Origin of the sequence: Paenibacillus sp. FSL M8-0228 (assembly GCF_038007385.1) — a bacterium.
Taxonomy (GTDB): domain Bacteria; phylum Bacillota; class Bacilli; order Paenibacillales; family Paenibacillaceae; genus Paenibacillus; species Paenibacillus polymyxa_D.
Genome location: NZ_JBBOXA010000001.1, coordinates 4,400,001 through 4,413,207, shown reverse-complemented (window position 1 = coordinate 4,413,207; position 13,207 = coordinate 4,400,001). Strand labels below are relative to the sequence as shown.

The following is a 13,207-nucleotide window of genomic DNA, read 5'->3' as shown; positions in this document are numbered from 1 at the left end:
ATTGAGATAGGAGGGACAGGCTAATGGCAGTGAAATCGAATCATGTCACGATTAAAGGCATCAAAGATGGCCTGGTATTCCTGCTGGACGATCAATGCGAGTTTGAGAATTTGCTGGGTGAGCTGCGTTTTAAGCTGGAGCACAGTCATCAAAATATTTTAACAGGCCCGATCATTCATGTGGATATTAAGCTGGGAAGCCGAGAAGTGACAGAGGAACAGAAGGAAAGTATTCTGGAGATTTTGAAGCAAAAGGGGAATCTGCTCATCAGGTCTGTAGAATCACCTGGACTGCCTGTGGAAGTGCAGGGAAAGCCCCCTATTCATACGGTGACAGGGATTATCCGATCTGGTCAAGTGCTTCATCACAATGGGAACCTACTCTTTTTGGGAGATGTAAACCCGGGTGGAATTATAACATGTACTGGTGATATTTATGTCCTCGGCGCTCTGCGAGGCATGGCGCATGCAGGGATGGAGGGAAATAGTGAAGCGATTATAGCGGCTTCCTATTTTGCACCGACACAGTTGCGAATTTCCGAAATGATCAGCCGTCCACCAGACGAATGGGAGACACGTGAATCCGGTATGGAATTTGCGTATCTCAAGGATGGCGCTATGCAAATAGATAAAATGAGCAATATTGTGCGTCTGGGCCGCGATTTTAACGTGTTCAAAGGGGTGTAGCACATGGGAGAGGCTATCGTCGTCACTTCAGGAAAAGGCGGCGTCGGCAAAACGACGACGTCAGCCAATATAGGAACAGCGCTTGCACTGCTCGGCAAAAAGGTATGTTTGGTGGATACGGATATCGGTTTGCGTAATCTAGACGTTGTGATGGGTCTAGAAAACCGAATTATTTACGACCTTGTTGATGTAGCGGAAGGTCGTTGCCGTTTAAATCAGGCACTGGTTAAGGACAAGCGTTTTGAGGAGCTGTATATGCTGCCAGCCGCTCAAACCAAGGACAAGAGTGCTGTTACGCCGGAGCAGGTTAAGGATATTATTTTGGAGCTTAAAAAGGATTTTGAATATATATTGATCGATTGCCCTGCGGGTATTGAACAAGGCTTTAAAAATGCCATTGCTGGGGCGGATCAGGCTATTGTTGTGACTACTCCGGAAAATGCAGCCGTACGCGATGCAGACCGGGTAATTGGTTTACTGGAAAGCTCACATGTGATATCACCCAAGTTGGTGGTTAACCGCATTCGCAATAGCATGGTTAAATCCGGAGATATGTTGGATATTGATGGGATTTTACAAGTGCTTAGCATAGACCTTATTGGGATTGTGCCGGATGATGAAATGGTAATTAAAGCAGCTAATACAGGGGAGCCCACCGTTATGAATCCAGATTCACAGGCCGCGATTGCTTACCGTAACATTGCGAGACGGATTTTGGGCGATACAGTGCCCCTCATGCAGCTAGACCAGAAGAAAAGCGTGATGACACGTTTTAAGAAGTTTTTTGGTATGGGTGGATGAGGAAAACCGGAAGTTATGGCTGGTAAATTGCTTCCACGCTTCCTAAGTGATTTTCTATTGGTTCTAAGGTAGGAGCTGTAGTAGTATTCATTTGTAATACTAGACACTTAAATAAGTAATAATCTTATTTAAGTGTTTTTGGTTTGTCTTTTTAAATTCCTATAATACGGCTTCACAAAATTTAGGGTCACTACATAAATATTATAAACACAAAACAAATCCGGTGCGTTAGCGCCGGTTTTTTTGATTTTTAGGTACTTATTCCCGAGCGGGACAACATAAGTTGAAGCCCGTCCTCATAAGATGTATCAAACATACCTCGCTGAGGGGGCTGAACAGGATGAATAAAAATTCCGGAATCAAGCAGCGCAGAGAAGAACGTATACAGCAGCTAATCGCGGGAAGCAAAGCGGAGACGTATCCCTCTGGCATATATCAGTACAGGCACGGGGATAAAGATATGAGGTCGATGCCTATAGTCAGTGCCAACTCGTCCAGAGACCCAGAAACGGAGTGGAAAAATGAGCGGCAACACTGGCAGCAATCTTTTGGGGCGAATCGTGCTCCGTCTTTTTGGACTTCCTTTTGGCGAAGATCAGTCATAGCAACGGTGTTATTTGGAATGGTATGGGGAATGTTTCGTTGGGATATTCCCTATGCAGTGAATTTGAGAATGTTTATTGCGGATGCCTTGAATAAGGATATGGATTTTGCAGCCGTCGGACAATGGTATGAAACTTATTTTGACGGAGCTCCTTCCTTTTTGCCGATTTTTGGCGAGGAGCATGAAACGCACAAGGTAGCCGCAAATCGAAAGGGCTCTCCACCGATCGAAGGTACTATAACACAGCCTTTTGTACTGAGCCTGAAAGGGGTAGAAATTACGCCGAATGTCACTGACAACGGGCCAATCGTTGTTAAAAGTATAGATGCAGGACGAGTATTAGACATATTAAATCATCCCAAAAGCGGGATTTCGGTTACAGTTCGACACACTGGCGGTATCACAGCAACTTACGGGAGGCTTTCCCGCTCTACCTTAAAAGTGAACGACTGGGTTCAGGAGGGAGATGAGATCGGTGTACTGCCAGCAAGTCGCAGCGGCAGCGAGGCGGCAACTTTATTTTTGGCAGTTCAGAGAGGGGATCACTACATTGACCCGTCGGAAGTGGTAGCCCTTGATTAATGTCCGAGGGGTGACCTTATCACTACATCCACTGTTTGTATTGGTTATGCTGACCTCCATAATAACGGGACATTTTATCGAGATCATCACTTTATTTACATTGGTGTTTATTCATGAGCTAGGTCATGCGACAGCTGCTTCGTTGTTAGGCGCGCGGGTGCTTTCCATACAGATGCTACCCTTTGGAGGAGTTGCGGTCATTGAGGATCAGGGGAAGCTCAATGCGTGGAAGGAGATTGTCATTGCGCTAGCGGGGCCCCTGCAAAACGGAATCATGATCATCATCCTTTTATGGTTCAAAAATGTGAGTGGACCGGAGTATGATTATGTAAATTATATAATTCAGGGGAATGCAGTTATTGCACTGTTTAATTTGCTGCCCATTTTACCACTTGATGGTGGGAAAATATTGCAGGCAATGATTAGCTTATCCTTTTCTTATCACCGCACATTAGTGTGGACCTTTAGGGCCAGTATCGTAACGAGTCTGCTATTTTGTATGTATGGTATTTCACCGTTGTTAAGGCAAAATGGGCCTATGCATTTAAATCTGCTGGCGGTAGGGATTTTTTTGCTTTATTCTAATATTGTGGATTATCGGAATATCCCTTACCGTTTTATACGGTTTTTGCTGGGGAGGGACGAGCTTTTTTACCGCGAAATAGCTAAGGGAAGTATTGCCTTACCTATTGTATCCCTGCCAATGAAACATTTGGAGCCTATTTTGCGTCTTTTCAGAAGAGATCGGTATCATATGGTTTATGTTATGAATGAACAGGGACGAATTGTAGCCGTACTGCCGGAGCAACGCCTTATTCGCTCTTATTTTGCGACACGCCCGCCAGATGGTGGAGAACCCAAGCCTAAATAATGTTTTATGAGTAAGAAAGAGGCTGTATCCAGAGAGGTTGAAAAACCATGAAGCAAATGATTGTACAATGCCAGCAGCAGATGACCCAAATGGCGCTGTTGGAAGAGGGACGATTGGTTGAATATGCGGCTGAACTACCGCGAAAACGGGGGATTCTAGGTTCTTTTTTCAAAGCGAGGGTGGTCAATGTGCTACCAGGTATGCAAGCCGCCTTTGTTGACATTGGACAGCGAAAGAATGCCTTTTTGTACGTAGATGACGTACTTCACGCTCATTTGGACAAGCAGCCGGAGGTAAAGCCATCCATTTCTGAAGTGTTAAAAGTGGGGCAGGAAATTGTAGTACAGGTATTAAAAGAGGCAGTTGGTAGCAAAGGAGCCAGGGTCACCACTCATTTTTCACTTCCGGGTCGCTGGATCGTATATATGCCCCGTGCTGATTATGTGGCCGTATCCAAGAAGATCGAACGTGAGGGCGAGCGCACCCGTTTGAAAGCAATGGGAGAGCAGCTACGCACAAGTGAGGAAGGACTCATAATCCGTACCGTTTCGGAGGACATGAGTATAGAGGCGATTGAAAATGATCTGAATCAACTACGTAAGCAGTGGGCGGCTATTCAGCGTAAAGCTGGTGAACACTCGGCTCCGTGCGAATTACACCGGGATTTAAGTATTGTTCAGCGATTGATTCGGGATGTGTTTACACCTGAACAGGATGAACTGGTTATTGACAGTGAAGAGCAAGCAAAGGATGCAGAAATCATGCTGCAACAGATTGGTCCTGCGAAAGCTCATGTAAGTATATTTCGTGGTGCAGAAGAAACGATTTTTAAAGCTTATGGCATTCATGAGCAGCTGGAACGCGATTTTGCGCGAAAGGTATGGCTGCAGGGCGGTGGATACATTGTCATTGATCATACGGAGGCACTAACCGTCATTGATGTGAATACCGGGAAGTTTACGGGAGGCAGTAATCTGGAAGAAACGGTAACCCGGACTAACATTGAAGCAGCTGAAGAGATTGCCCGCCTGGTACGTGTGCGTGATATTGGTGGTATCATCATCATTGATTTTATTGACATGGAACAAGAGGAGAACCGTCGGGAAGTATCCTCTGTGCTGGAAGCAAGATTAAAGAAGGATCGGACCAAATCTTATGTTGTCGGTTGGACGCGGTTAGGTTTGCTGGAAATGACCCGCAAAAAAGTGCGTGAAGAAAAGACGCTCGTGTAGAGCGATGCGTAACCCAAAATCATTTTAAAACTAAAGGTTGAATGTGTATAAAGCTTGTGCTACAATCATTTAGTATGTGTTATGCGTAAGATTGGCTGCACATGCTGTAACCGCTCCAATCAGGTACTGAAGTGCAGTATCCTAAGGGAATCTGCCACCTGCTATTAGGCGAGTCTGAGACATAAGGAGGTGCAAGCAAATGTACGCAATTATCGAAACAGGTGGTAAGCAATACAAAGTTCAAGAGGGCGACGTATTGTTCATCGAGAAGTTGGAAGCTAATGATGGTGAAACTGTAACGTTCGATCGTGTTCTGGCAGTGTCCGGCGACAATGGCTTGACAGCAGGTACACCGCTTCTTTCTGGAGCTTCTGTAACAGCTAAAGTTGAGAAGCATGGTCAAGGTCAAAAGGTCATCGTATACAAATACAAACCTAAAAAGAACTACCATGTGAAGCAAGGTCATCGTCAACCGTACACGAAAGTGACGATTGAAAAAATCCAAGCGTAAGAGGGTGCGATAAGTGATTATCGTGCGTATTACACGACTGGAGGATGGCAGCATACAGGGGTTTTCCGTTAAAGGACATGCAAATTTCGCTAAATCTGGCGAGGATATCGTATGTGCTGGCGTTTCGGCGGTAACAGTAGGAACTGTCAATTCGATTGGAGCTCTTACGGACGTTGAGATGGAAACGGAAATGGAAAACGGCTTTTTAAGCGCGTATCTTTCTCCTGAAAGTTATCATGATGCGAACGCACAGGTTCAACTGTTGCTGGAGTCCATGGTGATTATGCTGACAAGCATTGCTGAATCATACGGTAAGTATATTCAAATAGAAAATAATCAAAGAAGGAGGTAGACATCATGTTGAAATTGACATTGGATCTTCAATTATTCGCATCGAAAAAAGGTGTAGGTTCCACAAAAAACGGACGTGACAGTAAATCGAAACGTCTTGGAGTGAAACGTGCTGACGGTCAAGCAGTTACCGGCGGTAGCATCCTGGTTCGTCAACGCGGAACGAAAATTCACCCGGGCACGAACGTGGGCATCGGTAAGGACGACACCCTGTTCGCGAAAGTGGACGGCGTTGTGAAGTTCGAACGTTGGGGCCGTGATCGCAAAAAGGTGAGCATCTACCCGATCGACGTTGCTCCAGTAGCAGCTACTGTAGAAGCTTAATAGCGGCTTAGACACGCTGAAAAGCCTCCGGCACTTTTGTCGGAGGCTTTTTTGCATGATGGTAATGAACTGGAAAGTTAGTCTGTGCTATACTGGATTAAGGTTCTTTAATAATCCATTTAATTATCGCAGAACGGAGAGAAGCCATGTTCCAGCGGATAAGAGCGCCTTATCTGGCGTTGGGTTCCATTCTGATTCCTTTGGTTTTTTCACTGCTCTATCCCGAAGTATTAACGATTATCTTATTAGCAGTATGGTCTGTAGTTGCTGCATGTTTTGGTATGTGGTATACGAATAGACAGGTTGAGTATGAGCGGAAAGCTGCTTTGCGTTCTTTTGAGCGTACAGCGATTGCAATGCTTAACCATCATCGGCATGACTGGATGAATGACTTGCAGGTGCTTTATGGATATATTCGCATGAATAAGCATGATAAATCTGTTGCTTATGTGGAAACAATAAAAGGGCGCGTGGCGGAAGACAGTAAAATATCTAAGTTGGGTATTCCCTCACTGGTGTTTTATTTACAGTCTTTTCGCGTGAACGCCGGTAATTTACAGTTGTCGGTACAGGTTGAGGAGCAGTTAAAGTTAGACGCTGTCATGTCTCCCGAAGACGGCGAGTCGCTTGCCTCGGCCGTCATAGAAACGGTGCGTGCGTATCAATATGGCGGGGGCCGGTCGTCCTGGGGAGAAGTGCGCAGATTGACACTTTATTTCGGTATGGATCAGAATGATGTTATCGTCCGTTTTGAAGGAAGTGACATACCTGCGGATTTGAATATCCTTAAGCGGGTCAGATCCGTACCCGGAAGTGAACGCATTCGAACAGAGAAGCTCCCTACGGGCGAAATGTTTCAAATTCGGATGCAGTGCCAGACATAAGGAAGGTGTAACCATGTTTGTAGATAAAGCGAAGATTTTTGTTAAAGGCGGAGACGGCGGAGACGGATTAATTGCGTTTCGTCGTGAGAAATACGTTCCTGAAGGTGGCCCAGGTGGTGGTGACGGAGGGAACGGTGGAGATGTAATTTTCCGTGTAGATGAGGGTTTGCGTACCTTGATGGATTTTCGGTACCAACGACATTTTAAAGCCCAGCGTGGAGTGAAAGGTCGTAACAAAAGTCAACACGGAGCCAATGCGGAGCACATGATCGTACGTATACCGCCGGGAACGGTCATCATAGATGATGATACTGGTGAAGTAGTAGCAGATATGACACGTCATGGTCAACAAGTCGTCGTAGCTAAAGGAGGACGCGGAGGGCGCGGGAACATCCGTTTTGCTACGCCGAGTAATCCAGCGCCTGAGTTGGCTGAGAACGGTGCAGAGGGACAAGAACGTTATATCACGCTTGAGTTAAAAGTAATGGCTGATGTAGGCTTGGTCGGGTTTCCTAGTGTTGGGAAGTCTACCTTGTTGTCGGTTGTATCTTCCGCAAAACCGAAAATTGGGGCCTACCACTTTACAACGATTACTCCGAATTTGGGTGTTGTGGATGTGGGTGATCATCGTAATTTTGTGATGGCGGATTTGCCTGGTTTAATTGAAGGGGCTCATGAAGGTATTGGGCTGGGACATGAATTTCTGCGGCACATTGAGCGGACGCGTATTATTATCCATGTCGTGGATATGGCGGGCTCCGAAGGACGTGACCCGTTTGAAGATTGGACTAAAATTAACGACGAATTGAAGCAATATAATTCAGCATTGGCTGAGCGTCCGCAAATTGTGGCGGCCAATAAAATGGATATGCCGGAAGCTGAAGAAAACCTGGCTCACTTCAAAGAGCAGATTGCTTCTATACGTCCTGATCTTGAAATCATGCCTATTTCCTCACTGACACGTCAAGGTGTGAAGGAACTGCTCTACCGGGCTGCTGATTTGCTGGATCAAATACCGGACGAGCCGGTTGTTGAGGAAGTAGCAGAAGTTAATGAACGTAAGGTATTTAAGCTGGATACAGCAGAAGACGAGGGCTTTACAATTGTACGTGAAAACGATACATTCGTGGTGCAGAGCCCTAAAATTGAGCGCATGATGAAGCGCATGCAGTTGAACTCGCATGATGCCATTTTGAAATTAGCAAGAACGTTACGCCACATGGGTGTGGATGCTGAGTTACGCAAGCGTGGCGCCAAAGATGGTACATCTGTACGCATTGCTGATTTCGAGTTCGAATTTGTTGAAGGCAGCAGCTACTACTAAATTTCAAATAAAGGTCTAAAACCTGAACGGTTACTGTACTATAGGAAACTCTATAGAAGGCAGTAGCCGTTTTTTGCATTGTTTGCTTGCCGATTTTCATGAGTTTCGATATAATGTCCTCTATACAAAAACATAAGTCTTTGAGGAGAGGACGTTCTTGAAAGAGCGCTATTACTTGGTACGGGAAGATATTTTGCCTGAAGCTATTGTTAAGACCATACAGGTGAAACTGCTGCTGGCTTCAGGAGATGTTAAAACCGTGCATGATGCCGTCGAGCAAGTTGGGCTAAGCCGAAGCGCCTTTTATAAATATAAGGATGGCATACATTTGGTTAACCAGCTGGAGCGTGAGCGAATTGTTAATATCTCTATTGATTTGGAACATCAATCCGGAATGTTGTCCAGGGTACTTGGCAGAGTGGCAGATTTCGGAGGCAATGTGCTGACGATTCAGCAAAGTATTCCACTGCAAGGCAGAGCCAACGTAGTCATCTCGGTAGAAATGTCCAGACTCAGTGAAGAGTTGGGTGTTCTACTGGAGGGCTTGGAAGATATCTCTGGAGTCAAACGTGTTCGCCTGATTGGGCAAGGTTAAGGCAATACAGTTCATTAGATAAAAGTTATCAGGAGGGGAATGGATGAAACCGGTCAAAGTAGGATTGTTAGGTTTGGGGACGGTAGGAACGGGGGTCGTTCGAATCGTAGAAGGCAATCAGGAAGACTTGAGCAGACAAGTCGGTTCACCGATCATCATTGAAAAAATAGCTGTAAAAAACATAGAAAAATATCGTTCCATTGAAGTGGAGACGAGCAAACTTACTGAGGACCCATGGGAAGTTATTCGGGACCCTGAAATTGATGTAATTATCGAAGTCATGGGCGGCGTTGATCAGACGAAGGAGTACATTCTTGAAGCGCTGGAGCGGGGTAAACACATCGTAACGGCAAATAAGGACTTAATGGCTTTGCACGGTTCTGAAGTATTAGCAAAGGCGCAGGAAAAGCAGTGTGATATTTTTTATGAAGCGAGTGTAGCGGGTGGTATCCCGATCATTCGTACACTAATTGAAGGTTTCTCCTCCGACCGCATTACCCGCATTATGGGGATTGTGAACGGTACGACAAACTTTATTTTAACCAAAATGAGTCAGGAAGGGGCCTCGTACGAGGAAGTTCTCAAGGAAGCACAGGAGCTTGGGTATGCTGAATCCGATCCGACCTCAGATGTGGAAGGACTGGATGCAGCCCGTAAAATGGCAATTCTCGGCACGCTGGGTTTCCGCTCTAATGTAGAGCTCAAGGATGTAAGTGTCAGCGGCATTTCAAAGGTAACCAGTGAAGATATTGCTTTTGCTAAAAAACTAGGATATGAAATGAAATTGCTAGGCATTGCAGAGCGCCAGGGTGATGAATTTACGATTAACGTTCAGCCGACCATGGTACGCAAGCAACATCCATTGGCTTCGGTGAACGGGGTATTCAACGCGGTGTATGTGCATGGTGAAGCAGTGGGTGAAACCATGTTTTATGGTGCGGGTGCAGGTGAAATGCCGACGGCAACATCAGTTGTAGCCGATTTAGTTGCTGTAGTGAAAAATCTCAAACTTGGTGTCAATGGGCTTAAAGCCATCGTTCCTTACAACCCTAAAAAAATTAGTAACGACGAAGATGTGTATTTCAAAAACTTCGTGCTTCTGCATGTGGATGATAAAGCAGGGGTGTTGGCACGGATTACGCAAGTATTTGCTGAATTTGATGTCAGTCTGGCATCTGTTGTGCAGCAACCGAATGAGGTTAACCCCGATGCTGAAATTATTATCGTGACTCATTTAGCCAGTAAAGCAAGTATGAAAAAGGTTTTGGAGCATTTTGAAACTTTGGACGTCATCCGTCGCATCAAGAGCGTATATCGAGTAGAGGGATAGTCAATAAAAGCAGGAGGAATTGTCTGTATGACCGTTTTAAAAACAGCAAGAGTGCGTGTGCCCGCGAGTACGGCCAACTTGGGTCCGGGCTTTGATACATTGGGCATGGCGTTGTCCTTATATGCATGGATTGAAATGAAGGAGGCCGAACAGACGGCTTTTCATTTATACGGAGATGAAATGAATGGTGTTCCCCAAGATAAAACTAATCTGATTTTCAAGGTAGCACAAATGGTTTTTCGGGAAACGGGTGTATCAGTTCCTGAGCTCGATATTTCGATGTACTCAGATATTCCACTCACTCGTGGTTTGGGCAGCAGTGCTTCCGCCATTGTGGGCGCCTTGGTCGCTGCAAATACGTTGATTGGCTCGCCTCTGCCGGATTCCAAGTTGTTCGATATGGCAAGCGCCATTGAAAAACATCCGGATAATGTTGGAGCTTCTCTGTTTGGCGGTATTATTACAGCGATGTGGGACGGTGAGCGTGCTAGGCATTTACGACTTGAACCGGATACCAATCTGGAGGTTATGGTAGTTATTCCAGATTTTCAGCTGTCCACGTCGAAAGCCAGAGAGGTTCTACCCGCACAAGTATCATTGAAGGATGCTGTATATAATATAAGTCATGCTTCCATGCTGGTAGCAGCATTGGCATCAGGGCGAACCGACTTAATCGCTGAAGCGATGCGTGATCAGCTTCATCAGCCTTACCGCGCGGCACTTGTGCCAGGTATGACAGAGATCTTGCAGGATGCGCACCATTATGGTGCTTTGGGTGTGGCTCTAAGTGGGGCTGGACCAACGTTGCTGGCATTGACAGATCGGCGGGAAAATCGGAAAGCAGAGCTGGAGCAGTATTTAACGGATACCATGAACAAAGAGGGGATCACTGCTTCTGTTTTAAAATTGCGCCCTGAGAATGAAGGAGTTAAAGTATATACAGAAGGGAATACTCTCCCTTTTATGGATATGATTAAAGGGGAACTTACGATATGAAACGAATTGCACTTCTTCCTGAGGGGACTGTTTCTCATGAAGCGATTAAGTATTTGTTAGGAGATACGTCCCATGAATTACTTTTTTACAAACATATCGCGGACGTATTTCAGGCAGTAGACAAGGGTCAGGCAGACTATAGTGTAATTCCCATTGAAAATACGATTGATGGCTCTGTAAGTTTGCATATGGATTGGCTTGTACATGAAGTAGACATTCAAATGCAGGCGGAATGGGTATATCCTTCAATTCAAAATCTTATTGGTCATCGCAGTGAATTTACGAAGGATTTGGACAAGCTAGATTTGAGCAAAGTGGTCAAAATTATGTCTCATCCTGTGGCGCTTCCCCAGTGTAAAGAATTCATACAGGCTTCCGCTCCTCAGGCCGAGTTGGAGAGTGCAGGAAGTACGGCGGAAGCCGTCGAAATTGTTAAACATAACCCCGGTAAAGGCTGGACCGCTCTCGGAACCAAGCTTGCGGCTGCCAAACACGGATTGGATATTTTGGCCAGCAAAGTGACGGATCACGATAACAACTTTACCCGCTTTGTCTTGATCGGTCATCAACCTATAAGTCTCCCGGGTACGCCTGAAGGTCAGCGAACCAGTATTTTGGTCACGCCGCCGCAGGATTTCCCGGGAGCGCTGCATCAGGTTTTATCCGCATTTGCATGGCGCAGGTTAAATCTGTCCCGTATTGAATCGCGTCCGACCAAAAAGCAATTGGGGAATTACTATTTTTACATTGAAGTTTTGGAATCTCTGCATTCCGTGCTACTTCCGGCAGCCTTTGCAGAGATCGAGGCTTTGGGGTGCCATGTACGTGTTCTTGGCTCTTATCCAAGCTACAAGTATGTTGAAGCAGCGATCGAACCTATTTTAAAGGAACATTAATCGGAGGTGTGGTTTTAATGGCAGAACAATGGATCTATCTGGATGGGCAGCATGTGACTAAGGAAAACGCAAAGGTTTCCGTATATGATCATGGATTCTTGTACGGAGACGGTATATTTGAGGGCATTCGTATCTATAACGGGAATATTTTTAAATGTAAGGAGCACTTGGAGCGTCTGTATGATTCTGCGAAATCCATTCAGTTAAACATTCCGTTGTCTCCTGATGAAATGTTGGAAGCAATGGCTGAAACGATTCGTCTTAACGAAATGCGTAACGGATATATCCGTCTGATTGTATCCCGAGGTGCAGGAAATCTAGGTTTAGACCCTCTTCGTTGTGCGAAGGCGAGTGTCATCATTATCGTGGAGCAGCTCGCCATTTACCCAGAAGAAGCTTACTTGACTGGCCTGAAGACAATTTCTGTCTCTCAGCGTCGCAACATCCCGGATGCTTTGAATCCGAAGATTAAATCATTGAACTATCTCAACAATATCCTCGTGAAGATCCAGTCTAACTATGCTGGTGTAGGTGAGGCTATTATGCTCAATTCCCAAGGGTATGTGACGGAGGGCTCTGCAGACAACATTTTCATTGTCAAAAACGGAGTGTTGTATACACCTCCTTGCTATTTGGGGGCGCTTGAAGGGATCACTCGTAATGCTATTATCGATTTGTGTGCTAAGCTTGGGTACTCCCTTAAGGAACAACCTTTTACACTGCATGATGTATATGTTGCGGACGAGGTGTTTTTTACAGGAACTGCGGCAGAAGTTATTGCAGCTTATGAAGTGGATGGTCGTACGATCGGCTCTGGCGTTGCTGGCCCAGTAACTTTGGAGCTCCTGGCTGAGTTCCGGAAGATCGTGGATCAGGATGGCTACAAAGTGTGGCAGGACTAAAATAAAACCGAATCCTTTTAATTGAATGCTCGCGAGAGTATTCAGTTATAAGGATTTTTTTGTTTGTATGGGGTCATTCGCCCGGGAGGTGCATAGGATGTAATAACAGAAGCCGGGCGTTTATCCCGCCCGAACGAAAGTCTAGGAGGTTTGTGACCTGTGAAAATACACATCGTCAAAAAAGGTGACACTCTGTACTTGCTGGCACAGAAGTATAATGTGACGCTGGAGAAAGTTATTGCCGCCAATCCCCAGTTGGCAGACCCTAATCAGTTGAGTATCGGTGAGAAAATTAAAATTCCAACAGAGCCTGTCACG

Annotated in this window: 16 protein-coding genes and 1 other annotated feature (1 of these 17 running past the window's edge); all 16 genes read left to right on the top strand. The window is 45.6% G+C overall.

What is annotated here, in order from left to right:
- The first annotated feature begins 23 nt into the window (after positions 1-23).
- Entirely contained in the window at positions 24-686 is a 663-nt protein-coding gene (locus MKY98_RS19895; RefSeq protein ID WP_029518422.1) for a septum site-determining protein MinC, read from the top strand.
- A gap of 3 nt (positions 687-689) precedes the next feature.
- Complete coding sequence (minD, locus tag MKY98_RS19890) at positions 690-1,487, top strand: septum site-determining protein MinD (RefSeq protein WP_013311596.1); 798 nt, start codon at positions 690-692, stop codon at positions 1,485-1,487.
- A 340-nt stretch (positions 1,488-1,827) separates the two neighbouring features.
- Positions 1,828-2,673, top strand: coding sequence for a peptidoglycan DD-metalloendopeptidase family protein (locus MKY98_RS19885; RefSeq protein ID WP_069011268.1), 846 nt, complete (start codon positions 1,828-1,830; stop codon positions 2,671-2,673).
- Positions 2,666-3,544, top strand: a complete 879-nt coding sequence (locus MKY98_RS19880) for a M50 family metallopeptidase (RefSeq protein WP_029518424.1) — start codon at positions 2,666-2,668, stop codon at positions 3,542-3,544. The genes MKY98_RS19885 and MKY98_RS19880 overlap by 8 nt, the downstream gene beginning before the upstream one ends.
- A gap of 47 nt (positions 3,545-3,591) precedes the next feature.
- The gene (locus MKY98_RS19875; protein ID WP_029518425.1) at positions 3,592-4,776 is read left to right on the top strand and encodes an Rne/Rng family ribonuclease; all 1,185 of its coding nucleotides are present in this window, start codon (positions 3,592-3,594) and stop codon (positions 4,774-4,776) included.
- A 98-nt stretch (positions 4,777-4,874) separates the two neighbouring features.
- Positions 4,875-4,962 (top strand) — a sequence feature (ribosomal protein L21 leader region).
- A 13-nt stretch (positions 4,963-4,975) separates the two neighbouring features.
- Positions 4,976-5,287, top strand: coding sequence for a 50S ribosomal protein L21 (gene rplU / locus MKY98_RS19870; protein ID WP_013311592.1), 312 nt, complete (start codon positions 4,976-4,978; stop codon positions 5,285-5,287).
- Positions 5,288-5,300: 13 nt separating this feature from the next.
- Positions 5,301-5,639 carry a ribosomal-processing cysteine protease Prp gene (locus tag MKY98_RS19865; protein WP_013311591.1) on the top strand — a complete coding sequence of 113 codons (339 nt, stop codon included), beginning with the start codon at positions 5,301-5,303 and terminating at the stop codon, positions 5,637-5,639.
- A gap of 5 nt (positions 5,640-5,644) precedes the next feature.
- Positions 5,645-5,962 carry a 50S ribosomal protein L27 gene (gene rpmA, locus MKY98_RS19860; protein WP_039272574.1) on the top strand — a complete coding sequence of 106 codons (318 nt, stop codon included), beginning with the start codon at positions 5,645-5,647 and terminating at the stop codon, positions 5,960-5,962.
- A 146-nt stretch (positions 5,963-6,108) separates the two neighbouring features.
- Positions 6,109-6,846, top strand: coding sequence for a Spo0B domain-containing protein (locus MKY98_RS19855; protein WP_029518427.1), 738 nt, complete (start codon positions 6,109-6,111; stop codon positions 6,844-6,846).
- Positions 6,847-6,859: 13 nt separating this feature from the next.
- The gene (gene obgE, locus MKY98_RS19850; protein WP_029518428.1) at positions 6,860-8,170 is read left to right on the top strand and encodes a GTPase ObgE; all 1,311 of its coding nucleotides are present in this window, start codon (positions 6,860-6,862) and stop codon (positions 8,168-8,170) included.
- 157 nt (positions 8,171-8,327) lie between these two features.
- The gene (locus tag MKY98_RS19845) at positions 8,328-8,765 is read left to right on the top strand and encodes an ACT domain-containing protein (protein WP_013311587.1); all 438 of its coding nucleotides are present in this window, start codon (positions 8,328-8,330) and stop codon (positions 8,763-8,765) included.
- 43 nt (positions 8,766-8,808) lie between these two features.
- Positions 8,809-10,095 (top strand): homoserine dehydrogenase, encoded by a 1,287-nt coding sequence (locus MKY98_RS19840; protein ID WP_029518429.1) that lies wholly within the window; start codon positions 8,809-8,811, stop codon positions 10,093-10,095.
- 27 nt (positions 10,096-10,122) lie between these two features.
- Complete coding sequence (thrB, locus tag MKY98_RS19835) at positions 10,123-11,091, top strand: homoserine kinase (RefSeq protein ID WP_069011269.1); 969 nt, start codon at positions 10,123-10,125, stop codon at positions 11,089-11,091.
- Entirely contained in the window at positions 11,088-11,987 is a 900-nt protein-coding gene (gene pheA / locus MKY98_RS19830) for a prephenate dehydratase (RefSeq protein ID WP_029518431.1), read from the top strand. The genes thrB and pheA overlap by 4 nt, the downstream gene beginning before the upstream one ends.
- A 17-nt stretch (positions 11,988-12,004) precedes the next feature.
- Positions 12,005-12,889 carry a branched-chain-amino-acid transaminase gene (gene ilvE / locus MKY98_RS19825; RefSeq protein WP_029518432.1) on the top strand — a complete coding sequence of 295 codons (885 nt, stop codon included), beginning with the start codon at positions 12,005-12,007 and terminating at the stop codon, positions 12,887-12,889.
- Between the two features lie 159 nt (positions 12,890-13,048).
- Positions 13,049-13,207, top strand: partial view of a LysM peptidoglycan-binding domain-containing protein gene (locus tag MKY98_RS19820; protein WP_069011270.1) — the 5' portion only. The gene runs 1,440 nt beyond the window's last position; 159 of the gene's 1,599 nt are visible here — the first part of the coding sequence; its start codon is at positions 13,049-13,051; its stop codon lies off the right edge, out of view.

What these genes read in the sequence shown, in the direction of transcription:
- MKY98_RS19895 (WP_029518422.1), top strand. Translation starts at nt 24, where the DNA reads ATGGCAGTGAAATCGAATCATGTCACGATTAAAGGCATCAAAGATGGC.
- minD (WP_013311596.1), top strand. Translation starts at nt 690, where the DNA reads ATGGGAGAGGCTATCGTCGTCACTTCAGGAAAAGGCGGCGTCGGCAAA.
- MKY98_RS19885 (WP_069011268.1), top strand. Translation starts at nt 1,828, where the DNA reads ATGAATAAAAATTCCGGAATCAAGCAGCGCAGAGAAGAACGTATACAG.
- MKY98_RS19875 (WP_029518425.1), top strand. Translation starts at nt 3,592, where the DNA reads ATGAAGCAAATGATTGTACAATGCCAGCAGCAGATGACCCAAATGGCG.
- rplU (WP_013311592.1), top strand. Translation starts at nt 4,976, where the DNA reads ATGTACGCAATTATCGAAACAGGTGGTAAGCAATACAAAGTTCAAGAG.
- rpmA (WP_039272574.1), top strand. Translation starts at nt 5,645, where the DNA reads ATGTTGAAATTGACATTGGATCTTCAATTATTCGCATCGAAAAAAGGT.
- MKY98_RS19855 (WP_029518427.1), top strand. Translation starts at nt 6,109, where the DNA reads ATGTTCCAGCGGATAAGAGCGCCTTATCTGGCGTTGGGTTCCATTCTG.
- obgE (WP_029518428.1), top strand. Translation starts at nt 6,860, where the DNA reads ATGTTTGTAGATAAAGCGAAGATTTTTGTTAAAGGCGGAGACGGCGGA.
- MKY98_RS19840 (WP_029518429.1), top strand. Translation starts at nt 8,809, where the DNA reads ATGAAACCGGTCAAAGTAGGATTGTTAGGTTTGGGGACGGTAGGAACG.
- thrB (WP_069011269.1), top strand. Translation starts at nt 10,123, where the DNA reads ATGACCGTTTTAAAAACAGCAAGAGTGCGTGTGCCCGCGAGTACGGCC.
- pheA (WP_029518431.1), top strand. Translation starts at nt 11,088, where the DNA reads ATGAAACGAATTGCACTTCTTCCTGAGGGGACTGTTTCTCATGAAGCG.
- ilvE (WP_029518432.1), top strand. Translation starts at nt 12,005, where the DNA reads ATGGCAGAACAATGGATCTATCTGGATGGGCAGCATGTGACTAAGGAA.